Source organism: Vibrio proteolyticus NBRC 13287 (assembly GCF_000467125.1).
Lineage (GTDB): Bacteria > Pseudomonadota > Gammaproteobacteria > Enterobacterales > Vibrionaceae > Vibrio > Vibrio proteolyticus.
Window position 1 is genome coordinate 168,228 of record NZ_BATJ01000003.1, and the last position, 12,970, is coordinate 181,197.

At 52.9% G+C, this 12,970-nt stretch carries 17 protein-coding genes; 4 read left to right on the forward strand and 13 right to left on the reverse strand.

All coding sequences use genetic code 11. The features are described from left to right. Positions 1–13: 13 nt before the first annotated feature. The 11 genes from flgL to flgB are packed head-to-tail and all read right to left on the reverse strand — an operon-like array spanning position 14 to position 8,943. Positions 14–913, reverse strand: coding sequence for a flagellar hook-associated protein FlgL (gene flgL / locus VPR01S_RS05050; RefSeq protein ID WP_021704233.1), 900 nt, complete (start codon positions 911–913; stop codon positions 14–16). A 16-nt stretch (positions 914–929) separates the two neighbouring features. Further along, positions 930–2,303, reverse strand: coding sequence for a flagellar hook-associated protein FlgK (gene flgK, locus VPR01S_RS05055; protein WP_021704234.1), 1,374 nt, complete (start codon positions 2,301–2,303; stop codon positions 930–932). Beyond that, positions 2,304–2,852 carry a rod-binding protein gene (locus VPR01S_RS05060; protein ID WP_021704235.1) on the reverse strand — a complete coding sequence of 183 codons (549 nt, stop codon included), beginning with the start codon at positions 2,850–2,852 and terminating at the stop codon, positions 2,304–2,306. Positions 2,853–2,861: 9 nt separating this feature from the next. Beyond that, positions 2,862–3,983: a flagellar basal body P-ring protein FlgI gene (locus VPR01S_RS05065; RefSeq protein ID WP_021704236.1), complete on the reverse strand. Its 1,122-nt coding sequence runs from the start codon at positions 3,981–3,983 to the stop codon at positions 2,862–2,864. Next, positions 3,983–4,654: a flagellar basal body L-ring protein FlgH gene (gene flgH, locus VPR01S_RS05070; protein WP_021704237.1), complete on the reverse strand. Its 672-nt coding sequence runs from the start codon at positions 4,652–4,654 to the stop codon at positions 3,983–3,985. The genes VPR01S_RS05065 and flgH overlap by 1 nt, the downstream gene beginning before the upstream one ends. 29 nt (positions 4,655–4,683) lie before the next feature. Further along, a complete protein-coding gene (gene flgG, locus VPR01S_RS05075) occupies positions 4,684–5,469 on the reverse strand; it encodes a flagellar basal-body rod protein FlgG (RefSeq protein WP_021704238.1) in 786 nt (261 codons plus the stop codon). 27 nt (positions 5,470–5,496) lie between these two features. Next, positions 5,497–6,228, reverse strand: a complete 732-nt coding sequence (locus VPR01S_RS05080; protein WP_021704239.1) for a flagellar basal body rod protein FlgF — start codon at positions 6,226–6,228, stop codon at positions 5,497–5,499. Between the two features lie 11 nt (positions 6,229–6,239). After that, entirely contained in the window at positions 6,240–7,436 is a 1,197-nt protein-coding gene (gene flgE / locus VPR01S_RS05085; RefSeq protein ID WP_021704240.1) for a flagellar hook protein FlgE, read from the reverse strand. 27 nt (positions 7,437–7,463) lie between these two features. After that, entirely contained in the window at positions 7,464–8,144 is a 681-nt protein-coding gene (gene flgD, locus VPR01S_RS05090; protein WP_021704241.1) for a flagellar hook assembly protein FlgD, read from the reverse strand. Beyond that, entirely contained in the window at positions 8,144–8,578 is a 435-nt protein-coding gene (gene flgC / locus VPR01S_RS05095; RefSeq protein ID WP_021704242.1) for a flagellar basal body rod protein FlgC, read from the reverse strand. Before flgC ends, flgD begins: the two co-directional genes overlap by 1 nt. A 2-nt stretch (positions 8,579–8,580) precedes the next feature. Continuing rightward, positions 8,581–8,943, reverse strand: a complete 363-nt coding sequence (gene flgB / locus VPR01S_RS05100) for a flagellar basal body rod protein FlgB (protein ID WP_021704243.1) — start codon at positions 8,941–8,943, stop codon at positions 8,581–8,583. 78 nt (positions 8,944–9,021) lie between these two features. Between flgB and flgA the strand changes: the two genes are divergently transcribed. The 4 genes from flgA to VPR01S_RS05120 all read left to right on the forward strand — a co-directional run bounded on the left by flgA (position 9,022) and on the right by VPR01S_RS05120 (position 11,476). Continuing rightward, positions 9,022–9,813 (forward strand): flagellar basal body P-ring formation chaperone FlgA, encoded by a 792-nt coding sequence (gene flgA, locus VPR01S_RS05105; RefSeq protein ID WP_081693122.1) that lies wholly within the window; start codon positions 9,022–9,024, stop codon positions 9,811–9,813. Positions 9,814–9,984: 171 nt separating this feature from the next. Continuing rightward, on the forward strand, positions 9,985–10,266 hold the full coding sequence (gene flgM, locus VPR01S_RS05110) for a flagellar biosynthesis anti-sigma factor FlgM (protein WP_021704245.1): 282 nt from the start codon (positions 9,985–9,987) through the stop codon (positions 10,264–10,266). A 35-nt stretch (positions 10,267–10,301) separates the two neighbouring features. Then, positions 10,302–10,748, forward strand: a complete 447-nt coding sequence (gene flgN / locus VPR01S_RS05115) for a flagellar protein FlgN (protein WP_021704246.1) — start codon at positions 10,302–10,304, stop codon at positions 10,746–10,748. A 77-nt stretch (positions 10,749–10,825) separates the two neighbouring features. After that, the gene (locus VPR01S_RS05120; RefSeq protein ID WP_021704247.1) at positions 10,826–11,476 is read left to right on the forward strand and encodes a lytic transglycosylase domain-containing protein; all 651 of its coding nucleotides are present in this window, start codon (positions 10,826–10,828) and stop codon (positions 11,474–11,476) included. A 40-nt stretch (positions 11,477–11,516) separates the two neighbouring features. On the opposite strand, the gene VPR01S_RS05125 is transcribed toward VPR01S_RS05120, so the two are convergent. Next, positions 11,517–11,837, reverse strand: a complete 321-nt coding sequence (locus tag VPR01S_RS05125) for a DUF1244 domain-containing protein (protein WP_021704248.1) — start codon at positions 11,835–11,837, stop codon at positions 11,517–11,519. 116 nt (positions 11,838–11,953) lie between these two features. Then, positions 11,954–12,826, reverse strand: a complete 873-nt coding sequence (locus tag VPR01S_RS05130) for a Tim44 domain-containing protein (protein ID WP_021704249.1) — start codon at positions 12,824–12,826, stop codon at positions 11,954–11,956. Positions 12,827–12,970 lie beyond the last annotated feature (144 nt).

The following is a 12,970-nucleotide window of genomic DNA, read 5'->3' on the forward strand; positions in this document are numbered from 1 at the left end:
GTGTTCCTTGCCCTTAAATGCGGTCAAATAGATTGAGATCGTTGATTTTTACGTAGCTCGCCTGCGTCGCCTGCAAAGCGGCCATGTAATTGCTCAGACGAACCGACGCTTCGGCGTAATCCAACGCCGATAAATCGCTGGTGACTTTATCGACAAACAGCTTATTTTCAGCATGCGCCCCATCCATCAGATCGAGGTTGTTGTGGCGGCCGCCGATTTCTGTCATCGCAGTCAACGTATTCGCCAACGTACCATCAATCGCATCCAGAGTGTTTGCAACTTCGGTCTGGAAATTTGGACTCGGTGCCTGAAATTCGGCTACCAGTACATCAATCTGGTTGAGTACGTTGGCGCCACCGCCCAGTTCAAGGATTTCCTTGGCCGTCATATTGGATTCCATCGTGACGCCTTTGGCGACTGTCACCACACGCTTGTCGGCATTCCCATCGATCACATAGCTGCCGCCACCGTTAGATACTGCGGGTATATCGGATTTTGTGCCCGAAAACAAAAAGTGGCCTTCTTCGTCCTGAGCATTGAAAGAGGACATCACCGAGTCACGCAGACTTTGCAGCTCAATAATCATACCCGAACGGTCTTCTTCGGTGAGCGTGCCGTTCGCTCCCCACAACACCAGTTCACGCATACTTTTCAAGCTTTCGCTGACGGAATCCAGATACACTTCCTGGCTCGACAGCGTTGTTTTTACGTTGGCGATGTTATCTTTATATTGGCCAATCGCACTGTTTTCCCGGTCAAGGTTGAGCAGTTTGATCGATGACATCGGATCATCCGACAACTTGGTCAGGCGATCACCGGTCGACATTTGCTGGAGTACCTGCCCCAGACCGGCATTGTTGATCTGCAGACTCTGCAGCATCATTTGACTGAATTGAGTATCACTGATTCTCATAGGTTTTTCCTGCTTATCAGAACAGTTGCAGCACAGAGTCGAACAGTTGGTTCGCGGTGCTGATCACTTTCATGTTGGCGTTGTGAGCATTGGCAAAGGTCATCAGGTTGGCCGCCTCTTCGTCGCTGTTCACCGCACTGACGTTGTTGCGTGCTGCTATCGCCTGTTGATTCATGGCATTTTTGGCCTGGTAATCAGAACTGGCCTGACGCGCTTTGATCGCCGTTTCACCAACCATGGAGGTGAATGCATCGTTCAATGTCAGCGAGCCAAAGCCACTGATCGCGACTGGCTTATTGCTAAGCGCAATCAGCGCCGTCAACACGTCACTGTTCCCCGGAGCGCCATCACCTGACAAAGCCAGTTGCTCGGGCTCCAGTTCGGTGATGTTGAGGCTGGTCGCCGGATGAGCCGGGTCATAGCTGAATAGCGGCGCACCGACGTTGCCGTTGAGATCCGTACCTGTGGCCAGCACCGCGTTGAATTCATCTGCCAACGCAGCGGCCATTTCATCAATGGAGACCTGGTAAGGCTTGAGCACTTCTTTTTGGTAATCGTTCATTGCGCCCAGCTCACCACCGACCGAGCCATTGATGGCGAAAGTCTGATTGCCAAAGGCCACCTGCAGATCCGCCATGTAAGCGTCGCTGGGGTCAGGCTGCGCGGTCAGTTGCCCGTATTCCCCGCCCATGACCAGCGGCTGACCAGAGGACAGCGAAACTTGCAGGCTACCGTCCGCCTGAGCGGTGGTTTTGACTTCCAGCACTTGCGACAACTGACCAATCAACAAATCTCGGGTGTCCAGCAACTGAGCAGGGTTACCGCCTGTGCCTTTGAGTTCAACGATTTGCTTGTTCGCATCAGCAATGTTGGCCATCAGGCTGTTGGCGTGCGACAGCGCAGCCACGCGCTGTTCACTCAGATCCCGATGCTGATTGTGCATCGATTCGGTCAGCGTATTGAAACGGCGCGCCAGCGCTTCTGCTTCATTGATGATCTGCTGACGAAAGGGAATCGACTCAGGTTTCACCGTGGCGTCATGCAACGCCGCGTACAGAGTATCCAGACCCGCAGACAGACTAAAACCGTCCGCCCCCAGAGTGTTCTCCAACTGGCTGAAGTTGGAAGTGTAACGGGACGCGTAAGACGACGCGCTGCCGGTTGCCCAGGTCTGCTTGATCAGAAACTCATCGGTGACCCGACGGATGCTGGTGACCTCGACCCCCATACCGGCATCCAGCTTATCGAAACGTGCGCCGGTAACCGAGGCCATCAGTGCTTGCTGACGGCTGTATCCCGGAGTATTGATGTTGGCTACGTTTTGTGCCGTCACATCCAGCGCGACACGGTTGGCGTTAAGGCCTGATAAGGCGATATTGACGATGTTCATTTACAACTCCATTTTTCGGATCAGCGGCTGGGTAAACGCGCTGGTCACGCTCACTTGTTGCAGCAGTTGCTTAACAGAGGCGACCGCTTCAGCGCTGGAGTTAATCAGTTGAGTCAGCTCACTCTGTTCATGCTCATCCAAACGTGAGCTTGCTTCCACTTCATTATGTGGTGGTTCATCGTTCGCCGGTGCTGCAACACGAGTGTCGAACTGCGCTTCTGCCATCGATGGACTCAGTTGCTTCACCAACATGTCAGCAATGCCAGACTGTTGTTTTTTCGCCATTTCGATGGCCAGCTGGCCATCGTACATGTCGCGGAACACCCCGTGCTGTTGGCTGGAGAACGGGCTGTCTTTGTCCGCCAGCACATCGCTGGAACTGCGCATCTGGCGCAGCACCATCTGTAAAAACATGGCTTCAAACTGACCCGCCACCGTTTCCAGAGCCGCTTTGTGGTCGCGACTGTGTTTGATATTGGTTAGTGCGTTGTTATCGTGATAGAGCACGGCGTTCATCTGCGCCTGATCTTTCATCGCATCCAGTTTCATTGCTCCTCCTTAAATCACAACCAGCTCGGCATTCAGCGCTCCGGCCTCATGCAACGCTTGTAAGATCGACATCAAGTCGGTCGGCGTCGCACCCAGGCTGTTCACCGCGCTGACGATCGTGTTCAGTTCCGTGCCCGGTGGCCACACCACCATTTGCGCCTGATCTTCACTGATGTCGATTTTGGACTGATCGACCACGGTCGTGTCACCACCAGCAAACGCATTCGGCTGGCTGACCTGCTGCGACTCGGAAATGCTCACAGTCAGATTCCCGTGACTGACCGCCGCTTCGCTGACTTTGACGCTCTTACCGATCACGACTGTGCCGGTACGAGAGTTGAACACGATACGCGCTGGTTTCCGCCCTTCTGTGACGCTCATCTCTTCGAGCATCGACATCATGGTGACGCGCTGTTGTGAGTCTTGCGGGGCACGCATGTCAATCCGAGCGTTATTCACCGCGACCGCCACATTAGGACCGAACGTCTGGTTAATTTTGCGCGCGATGTTCTTGGCCGTGGTAAAGCTGGATTTGCGCAGGTTCAGTGTGATCTGCTCTCGCTGGTTGAAATCACTGGAGATCTCACGCTCCAGTGTCGCGCCATTAGGAATACGGCCAGACGTCGGCGTGTTCACGGCCACTTTAGAGCCACTACGGCCTTCAGCGGACAATCCACCCACCACGACGTTACCTTGCGCCACAGCATAAACTTCGCCGTCAATACCCCGCAGAGGCGTCAACAGCAGCGTACCGCCACGCAGGCTTTTGGCATCACCAATCGATGACACCACCACATTGAGTGTCTGACCGGGGCCGGCCATCGGATCCACCGTTGCCGTCACACTGACCGACGCCACATTGCGCAGTTTCGGGTTCATACTGTCATCAATCTGCACGCCGAACTGGCGCAACATATTGGTGACCGACTGAGCGGTAAATTTAACCTGGTTGCGGTCACCCTGACCGTCCAGGCCAACCACCAGACCATAACCCACCAGTTGGTTTTCGCGGATGCCCTGAACATCCACCAAATCCATGATTGGAATTTCGACCTCAGCCTGAGCCGTCGCCGGTGTTCCCAGACTCAACACCATGAGAAAAGTGGCGAAAAATACGTGAATTCGTTGCATTAGAATGGCACCCATGGACTGTTAAAGAATTGAGTCAGCCAACCGGAGGCATTGCTGTCTGCAAGTGCGCCACGGCCGGAATACGTAATGCGCGCATCACCGATACGCTGTGAAGAGACTTGGTTATTACGGCTGATGTCATCCACTCGCACAATCCCGTTGAGGCGAATAAATTCATCCCCTTGGTTGAGGCGAATCCATTTTTCGCCACGAATCCGCAATACACCGTTAGGCAGCACTTCGTGCACGGTCACCGTGATGGCACCTTTGAGCTTATTGCCTTGCGAGCTCGAGGCACTGCCATCGAAACCACGATCAGCATCAACACTCACACCCAGATCATCAATGGTTTTGGCACCAAATACCGGCGCGGTAAAATTCACGTTGGACGATTTGCCGTATTTGGTGCCGGCTTTTTTGCTCGATTGCGTCTCTTCTGATAACACCACCGTCAGGATATCGCCGACCCGGTAGGCACGACGATCCTGAAACAGAGTCATGGTGTACTGATGACGATAAAGGCTGCCATGTTGGGCTTCGGGCAAAGAGTAATCCAGCGTGGGTGGCGCGTACTCTTGCGTATCCGGCTCCGGCGGTAAAAATTCCTGACGTCCGGCACAGCCGGCCAGCAGTATGACCGCGACTGTCCAACTTTTAGAAAGCCATTTCATTGCATTATCCTTCATCATCACCACTTTACTTACACTGACTGAGCGACGAACTTAAGCATGTCGTCCGCTGCTGATACTACTTTGGCGTTCATTTCGTAGGCACGCTGAGTGGTGATCATGTCCACCATTTCTTCTACGACCTGTACATTCGAACCTTCCAGAGCTCCCTGTTTAATGGCACCGACGCCATCTTCACCGGCGATCAGCTCATCCGCCTGACCACTGGCTTCTGTTTCACGGAACAGGTTGCCACCAAGTGCTTCCAATCCGGCCGGGTTAATGAATTTTGCCAGCGTGATCTGACCCAGTTCCTGTGGCGCCGGGTCGTCAGCAGTGGTCGCTGTGACCGTGCCATCTACCCCAACCGACACTGAAATCGCGTTGTCCGGGATCTGAATTTGCGGTTCCAGCGGCAGGCCCTGACTGTTCACCATCAGACCTTCCGAGTTCACGTGGAACTGGCCGTTACGGGTGTACATGATCTGACCGTCTGAGTTTTCGATCTGGAAAAAGCCCTGGCCCATGACGGCCAGATCCAGCTCTTGGCTGGTGTTTTGGGTATTGCCCTGCGTGAACACTTTCTGCGTGCCGACCACACGTACACCACTACCCAGTTGTACCCCTGTTGGCAGTTGGTTGATTTCATCGACCTGTGCACCAGGCTGACGCTGAATGCTGTAAAACAGATCTTCAAACACCACGCGGTCACGTTTGAAACCAACCGTGTTTACGTTCGCCAGGTTGTTGGAAATAGCGGTCATCTTCGTGTCCTGAGCCGCCATCCCGGTTTTGCTTACCCATAATGCTGAATGCATCGTTTGTTCTCCTTACGGACGCGCGAATTAACGCGCGCTCATCAATTTGTTTCCGGCCTGAGCCAGTGTTTCTGCGGTCTTCATCATGCGAATTTGCATTTCGAAGTTCCGTGTCAGTGACATCACGGTGAGCAGCTCATCAATGGCAGACACGTTACTGCCTTCAATGTGCTCCGGCGCCAGTTGCACCGTCTCATCGGCTTCAAACGGCACGCCCGCTACGTTGTGCAGTAAGCTGTCACTCTCTTTTTGCAGCTCTTCCATCGGCGGCTTGACCAATTTCAACCGGCCCACTTCCAATTCCGCACCACCGCCCGGTGGAATCACCGATACCTGGCCGCGCTCGCTGATTTCCACTTTCTGGTAATCCGGCAATATCAGCGGGCCGTTGTCGCCCATCAGCGGGAATCCATTGACATACAAGGCACCGAACGTATCCACTTCGATGTTACCGGCACGGGTATACGCTTCCTGCCCTTCCGGTGTCTGTACGGTGAGGTAACCGTCACCCATGATGGCGACGTCCAGCGGGCGACCTGTTTTCACGATGTCGCCAGCATCAAATCGGGTCATGGCCGAATTGGTCGCCACCATAGTGCGGCCATCAAAACCAGAACCGTGCAGTGGTACGCTGCGAACTCGCTCCATATCGGCACGGAAACCGGCCGTGTCCGCATTGGACAAGTTGTTGGAGCGAACATGCTGGGCTTTGAGAACCCGGCTGGCGCCCGAGGTGGCGGTAAATAACAAACTATCCATGTGAAGCCTCGTTAAACTGCGTTAAATAACGCCTGGGTCAGTTTGTCGTTGGTGGAGATGGTTTTCGCATTCGCCTGGTAGTTGCGTTGCGCGGTCATCAGACTGACCAGCTCACTGGTGAGATCAACGTTAGAACCTTCCAGCGCTCCCGGCGTCAAATCGCCTAACGTACCGCTGCCCGGAACGCCCATCACTGGCGCGCCTGAGCTGTAGCTCTGTGTCCATGCAGTGCCGCTGACCTTCGACAAGCCCTGAGGGTTGGCAAAGTTCGCCAGAATCACCTGGCCTTGCAGTTGTGACTGACCATTGGTGTACGTCGCATACACCATACCGTTGCCTTCAACACGCACGCCCGCCAGTTCTCCTGAGGTGTACCCGTTCGGGTTATTGGTGCTGACGCCAAATGCCGCGCCAAACTGAGTGCTGCCCGCTAGGCTGAGATCAACGCTGACCGGATTGGCACCCGCTGCCGGGAAGCTGACGTTAAAGGTACCCGTTGGTGAAGACAGAGTGCCGTCTGCATCAAAGGTCATCGCCTGAGTGGTCACTGGCGTCGCGCTGCCATCCACCTGTACATTCACTTCCCAGGTGTTGTCTGCGGTCTTGGTGAAGTACTGTGTCACCGTGTGCGAGTTACCCAGAGAGTCGTACACTTTTGAGGTGTAAGACGAGTTGAATGAGCTAGGATCATTCGGGCTGAACGGGTTGGCGGTTTGATCGACAACATCCGCGCTGGCATCAAAGTTGGCCACAAACTCGAGTTTGTCCGTCGCTTTGGCGTTCAGTGACGAAGTAGAAATTTTGATGTCACCGGTTGAACCGGTCAGCAGGTTGTTGTTGCCATCCACGCTGTAACCTTGCAGTTTTGCACCAGTGTTACCAACAACGTAGTTGTCTTTGTCCGTACCGAAGACGCCAGCACGGGTATACAGTATCTGACCCATGGTGTCTTTGGTGACAAAAAAGCCGCTGCCGTTGATCGCCAGGTCCATAGAACGACCCGTGCCAGACACAGAACCGTTCTTGTCGAAGTTCTGTGAGATGGCAGCAACTTCTACCCCGCCTGGCTGCATGCCGTTGTAAACCGCAGCAAACTCTGTACGCGCGCCTTTGAAGCCGTACGTTGATGCGTTGGCAATGTTGTGGCTGATGGTATTTAATTCTTTATTGGTAGCATCCAGGCCACTTAGTGCGATATTGAAACTCATGACTAACCTCTTGTTTCCTTTATTTGGTTATGCGCCAAACTGTGTAATTTGATAGAAAGGTACGCTGCCCACGCCGGCCACATTGACCATCGCTGCACCGCCTGTATTAGGAATACGAACTTGCTCGACCTGGCCGGCCAGCAACACATTCGGACGACTCTGACCGTCCTGGACATCAACCGAGACCGTGTATTTGCCCGGTTTCAGGCCCAGCTCTTGCGGGTTAACCGAGAAATCCACTTCACCGGCAGTGTGCGCGCCAAGCGGCACCTTAGTGGCTTGCCCGTACTCATCTTTGAGTACCAGCGTGACCTGGTTGGACGCATGCTCCAGTTGAACTTTGCCACTCTGAACACCGTCAGTGAGGTCAAACTCATTGGATGAGACGTACACAGTCTGGCCGACCAGACCCGCAGTCGACAGCACTTGCATGTTGTCGAGCAACACCATGCTGTTTTGCATCAAACCAGACATGTTCTCCATGCTCTGTACCTGAGAGAATTGCGCCAACTGGCTGACGTACTCGGTACCGTCTAACGGGTTAAGCGGATCCTGGTTTTGAATCTGCGCCACCATCAAAGAAATGAACTCGTTTTCCAGTGATGCCGCGCTGTTCATGTCCTGCGGGTTCGAGGCAATTGCCGTGTCCGCCGCATTATTCTTCGTTGGTGAGTCCGCGCTGAGCGCGGTGTATTGTGCGATGCTCATTAGCTGCCCTGCCCTAACTTGAGCAGACCCTGCTGCATGCTTCTGACGTTGGACAACACTTCCACGTTAGTTTCAAAGCTGCGGGTCGCCGACATCATGTCGGCCATTTCCGACACCACATCAATGTCCGGGTAGTAAACGTAACCTTCGCTGTTGGCCAACGGATTATTCGGTTCGAAACGTTTCTCCGCCTCAGCCGAACTTTTCACCACATCGACGATGCGTACTTCCGCGTTGGGATATACGCTCTCGTTAGCCGTGAGTTGAGTTTTGCCGTAAACGGTTGCAAAAACCGGCTTGAGTGCTTTATACGCATCATCCGGATTTGCAGACACGGCGTCTGCGTTAGCCAGGTTACTGGCCACGGTGTTCAGACGCACGGTTTGCGCTGTCATCGCCGATCCGGCGATGGAGTAGATATCAGTGAATGACATGATTATCGTCCCTCGATCGCTTTCGCCAGGCCATTAAACTTCATGTTGAGAAACGTCAGGCTGGTCTGAAAGTCCATGTTGTTTTGAGTGAACTTGGCTTGCTCCACACCCAGCTCAACAGTGTTGCCGTCTTTGCTGTTCTGATATGGAATCGAATACTGAGCCGACACCTGCAGTTTCGGCACCGGTTTATTCACGTTTCCGGGTGACATACTGCTCATCACAGTATTGAAACTGAGGTCTCTGGCCTGATACCCCGGGGTATCAACATTTGCTAGGTTACTGGCCAGGACTTTGGTACGCTGAACGCGAAAGTTCAGTGCTTCCGGGTGTACACCTAACGCATTTTCAAAACTTATCGCCATGCATCTTTCCTTACAGTCGGCTCGAATACCCATACACTGAAACAAGATGCGTGCCATAAAATAAAACAAGTAATATCAATGATTTATAAAAAAGGAAGGAAGTGCGACTTCCGCTTCACGGAAACAACTTTCGCAGGGAGGAAGCCTCAAACTTCCTCCATAGCGCTGCTGCTGACTCTCACAGGCGGACTCTGGTTGGCCCCGGCCCATGGCAAGACTATGAGTGAGCAAAGTCTGCGTGAGGAGGTAGCCCATACCTATGAACAAGAGCTGGCACAGTACGCCAGTATCAATGACTGGGGACCTTATCAAAGTGACTACAAAATCTGGGTTCCCGGATCAGCCAACCACCTACCGCAGTGCGCCAGTGAACTGGTGATCAGCGGCCGGGATCATCAATCTGTGCCCGTCGGCAATCTCAAACGCTCTGTCAGTTGTGAAGACACGGACAACAACTGGCGCCTCAATGTCACCATCAAAGCCAGCTTAACGCTGGATGTAGTGGTCACGGAAACCGCCATCGGCCGCGACCAAACCGTCACGGCCCAGAGCCTAAAACTGGAACAACGTACCTTAAGCCGCGATGATCGCTTCTTCACTGCCATCGCCGACGCAACAGGCTTGCAGACCCAACGCCGGATACGCTCTGGACAGATACTCAATCCGCGCCTGCTGAATGCGCCCCCACTGGTTGAAAAAGGGAATCAGGTGGTGATCATCGCCACCAAAGACGGATTTACCGCCAGCACTCGGGGCGTGGCACTGGAAGACGGAGGAAAAGGTGAGCAAATCGACGTGGAAAACAGCCGCTCAGGTAAGGTCGTACGGGCGGTGGTCAGCGGTTTGAATCAGGTCCATACCCAATTCTGAATTTGGACTCAGGTTATCACTTTTGAGCTTTGGCGCTCGTCAGTAGCGCCAAAAATCAGGTACATATCTTCGCGTCGCGCGTTTTTTTCAAAAAAACGTGCAAAACACTTAATGCCAGCCTACACATGGTCGCCACTAATGTGTAACTAGTGATGATTGAGGATAACCAGCATGAAAATCGACAAAGTCGCGGGCGGTCACGTCCCACAGACCGACTTCAGTCAGGCGAGTAAAAAACCACTGGAAGCGCCTGCGCCACGTTCACCCGAAGCCGCGCAGTTTAACGCCAATACCGCCGCGCTGGATAAAGCTCAGAGTGAACTGGCTGCTCTGCCAGACGTTGACATGGCCAAAGTTGAACAGGTTCGAAACGCCTTAGTGCGCGGTGAACTGAGCCTGGATACGCATGCTCTGTCACAGGCCGTCATGCGTTTCCATACAGGCCACGAATAACAGACTAACCTTCACCTTTTCGTCAGGAGCGAGAAATGGCGCAGACCAAGTCGCAACGCATTCAGACCTTTTTCCGTTCTGTCGGGGATGACATCAAACTGTATCATCAGTTGTTACCCCTGCTGAAAAAACAACAGACCCTATACCTGGCATTTAATGGCCCGGAGCTGAGTGAAAACATTCGCCAACAGGTGCCGATTCTCAACCAATTGAGCCAATCGGCGCAGCAACGCGCTCAATGCATGGAAAGCCTTGGCCTGCCAGCCAGTGAACAAGGGGTTCAATCTCTGCTCAAAGTGTTGCCGACAACCTTGCGTAACCAGGCAACTCGTCAGTGGCAGAGTTTGCATCAGTTGGTGGATGAATGTCAGCAGTGCAACCAGAACAATGGCAAAAGCTCGGCAGCATTTCATGAGATGTTGTCACAACTGGTGTCTCCGGGACAACACACATACCAAGAGCAGACATTTCCCTCCGCATGACCCGTTTCAGGTTGCAGCCGTTGTTCCTCTTGCTTTGGCCATTCAAAGTCAGGTGGCTGCATCCACTTTTCTTCCTTATGCTGGCGGCGCCTGTCGCCAGCCTTGCATCGCCCTCCAGTCAGTCGATTGAACAGCAACTGCGCATCCTGACGCCCTATCAGAGCCATATCCAACAGCGACTGGAGCAGTTCAGCCCGATGATTCAGCAGATTTTCCATCAACTGGAAGAACAAACCTTACCTGTATCACTGGCACTGGTGCCAATGCTGGAATCTTCCTACGATCCGAAAGCCGTATCTCACGCCAATGCAGCCGGATTGTGGCAACTCATGCCAGCAACGGCACAACGTTTTGGTCTGACGGTCACCGCTCAGCAGGATCAGCGCTTTGATACCGACGCCAGTACCCGCGCAGCCATTCGCTACCTGGCCTTTCTTTACCGGAAATTCGACGGTGATATGGCGCTCACCTTAGCGGCGTACAACGCAGGAGAAGGACGGGTAGCCAGAGCCATCAAAGCCGCCGGGAGCCGCAGCTTTCCAGAGCTTACCTTGCCTCAGGAGACACAAACTTATGTCAGTCGCTTTTACGCATTGAACCACCTGATTGACATCAATCAGCTGCGCCGCGAGACATTCAGCCCACTGTTTCTGTTTGGCGGTCAACAACCAAACACAACCCGGCCTTTAATAGATCTGACGCCGTTGCCACCGTTGATTTCGTTGTAATCTGCAAACGAAACGCCCCGGACGGATGCCGGGGCGAAGATTATTTTTTGTTCTGGCGCGCGTCAAAGGCTGCCAACTGTTCTGGTGTCGCAGGAGGTTGGTGGTTCTTTTTCCACTCGTCGTATGTCATGCCATACACGCGTTCACGCGCGTCATCGATATCCAAATCCATACCTTGGTTATCGGCTTCAGCTTTATACCACTTGCTAAAGCAGTTGCGACAGAATCCGGCCAGAATCATCAGATCGATATTCTGGACATCTTTGTTGTCATCCAGATGAGACAACAAACGACGAAATACCGCCGCGTCCAGTTTGTCCTGTTCTTGCTGTGACAAGTTTTTATATTTGAATTCAGCCACTTTACTTTCCTTTCTTCGATTAGTGCATGCCTTTAGTATGCGTCAAGCAGAGCAGAATTTCGATACAAAAACGCCCAGTACGAAGCTGGGCGTTTTACTGCAGGATAAAGAGAAAACTACCCCTGAATACCCACAATCAACCATGGCGCATTAGGGGCGGTCAAATCACGCTCTAAATGCCAGATATCTTCGATCTCTTCTTCGATGCCTTCCACTGCGTCACGGTAACGACCGCTGAACTGCAAGCTCAATTGTGCTTTGTTCGCGTCGTAGTCAGCGCGGACGATTTCTGCGTCTACGTACATCACATCAGTATGTTGTTCACCTGAAAGTTTGGCACGCTCTTCTTTGAGATCCTCAAACAGGCTCGGTGAGACGTATTCTTCAATCTTGTCCAGTTCATTATGGTTCCATGCACCTTGCAAAATTCGATAGTGCTCGCGCGAACCGTTCAGGAAGGCTGCCTGATCAAAACCTGGAGGGTAATTGTGCGGAATGTCCGTTTGGCCGCCAAAACCAAAGCCACCTGCGTTGGTGTTTGGCTGTTGCTCAAAATTGTGCACATTTGGTTGCTCGAACTGACTGGTGTTGCCACCAAACGCCGGCTGTTGACGATGCTGGTTCATGCTACCCTGTTTGGCGCCCACCATACCGCGCATCAGTTTGAATAACAGGAAAGCGACCAGACCAATAATCAGAATATCCATGAACTGGATACCTTCAAATGCGCCACCAAACATCGCGGCCAGAAGGCCACCCGCTAACAGACCACCCAGAAGACCACCCATCAGACCTTTTTTACTCGCGCTTTTGGTTGCGCTCTGATCTTTGCTCAGGGTGTTGGTGTTTTGCTGTTGTTGTTTTGGCGCTGGCGCCGTCTTGTAGCTTTTGCCAAAAGACTTACCGCCACCGAATTTTTTCGCTTCCGCAATTGGTGTTATCGCTACCGATACCATCAAGAATGCGACCAGGGTAAAAAGACGTTTCATGCTCTTCCTTTGAAGTTTATAGAGGCAAGTTAATAATAGCCGCAGAAACTATGCGAAGAAACCATGCCAGACAGAATACATGTATCAGAATATTGCAAAATACGACGGTATGAGTTGCAGATCGGTTTGTTGCTAACATAGAAT

Coding starts and splice junctions, on each gene's coding strand:
- flgL (WP_021704233.1), bottom strand. CDS start 913: ATGAGAATCAGTGATACTCAATTCAGTCAAATGATGCTGCAGAGTCTG.
- flgK (WP_021704234.1), bottom strand. CDS start 2,303: ATGAACATCGTCAATATCGCCTTATCAGGCCTTAACGCCAACCGTGTC.
- VPR01S_RS05060 (WP_021704235.1), bottom strand. CDS start 2,852: ATGAAACTGGATGCGATGAAAGATCAGGCGCAGATGAACGCCGTGCTC.
- VPR01S_RS05065 (WP_021704236.1), bottom strand. CDS start 3,983: ATGCAACGAATTCACGTATTTTTCGCCACTTTTCTCATGGTGTTGAGT.
- flgH (WP_021704237.1), bottom strand. CDS start 4,654: ATGAAATGGCTTTCTAAAAGTTGGACAGTCGCGGTCATACTGCTGGCC.
- flgG (WP_021704238.1), bottom strand. CDS start 5,469: ATGCATTCAGCATTATGGGTAAGCAAAACCGGGATGGCGGCTCAGGAC.
- VPR01S_RS05080 (WP_021704239.1), bottom strand. CDS start 6,228: ATGGATAGTTTGTTATTTACCGCCACCTCGGGCGCCAGCCGGGTTCTC.
- flgE (WP_021704240.1), bottom strand. CDS start 7,436: ATGAGTTTCAATATCGCACTAAGTGGCCTGGATGCTACCAATAAAGAA.
- flgD (WP_021704241.1), bottom strand. CDS start 8,144: ATGAGCATCGCACAATACACCGCGCTCAGCGCGGACTCACCAACGAAG.
- flgC (WP_021704242.1), bottom strand. CDS start 8,578: ATGTCATTCACTGATATCTACTCCATCGCCGGATCGGCGATGACAGCG.
- flgB (WP_021704243.1), bottom strand. CDS start 8,943: ATGGCGATAAGTTTTGAAAATGCGTTAGGTGTACACCCGGAAGCACTG.
- flgA (WP_081693122.1), top strand. CDS start 9,022: ATGATTTATAAAAAAGGAAGGAAGTGCGACTTCCGCTTCACGGAAACA.
- flgM (WP_021704245.1), top strand. CDS start 9,985: ATGAAAATCGACAAAGTCGCGGGCGGTCACGTCCCACAGACCGACTTC.
- flgN (WP_021704246.1), top strand. CDS start 10,302: ATGGCGCAGACCAAGTCGCAACGCATTCAGACCTTTTTCCGTTCTGTC.
- VPR01S_RS05120 (WP_021704247.1), top strand. CDS start 10,826: ATGCTGGCGGCGCCTGTCGCCAGCCTTGCATCGCCCTCCAGTCAGTCG.
- VPR01S_RS05130 (WP_021704249.1), bottom strand. CDS start 12,826: ATGAAACGTCTTTTTACCCTGGTCGCATTCTTGATGGTATCGGTAGCG.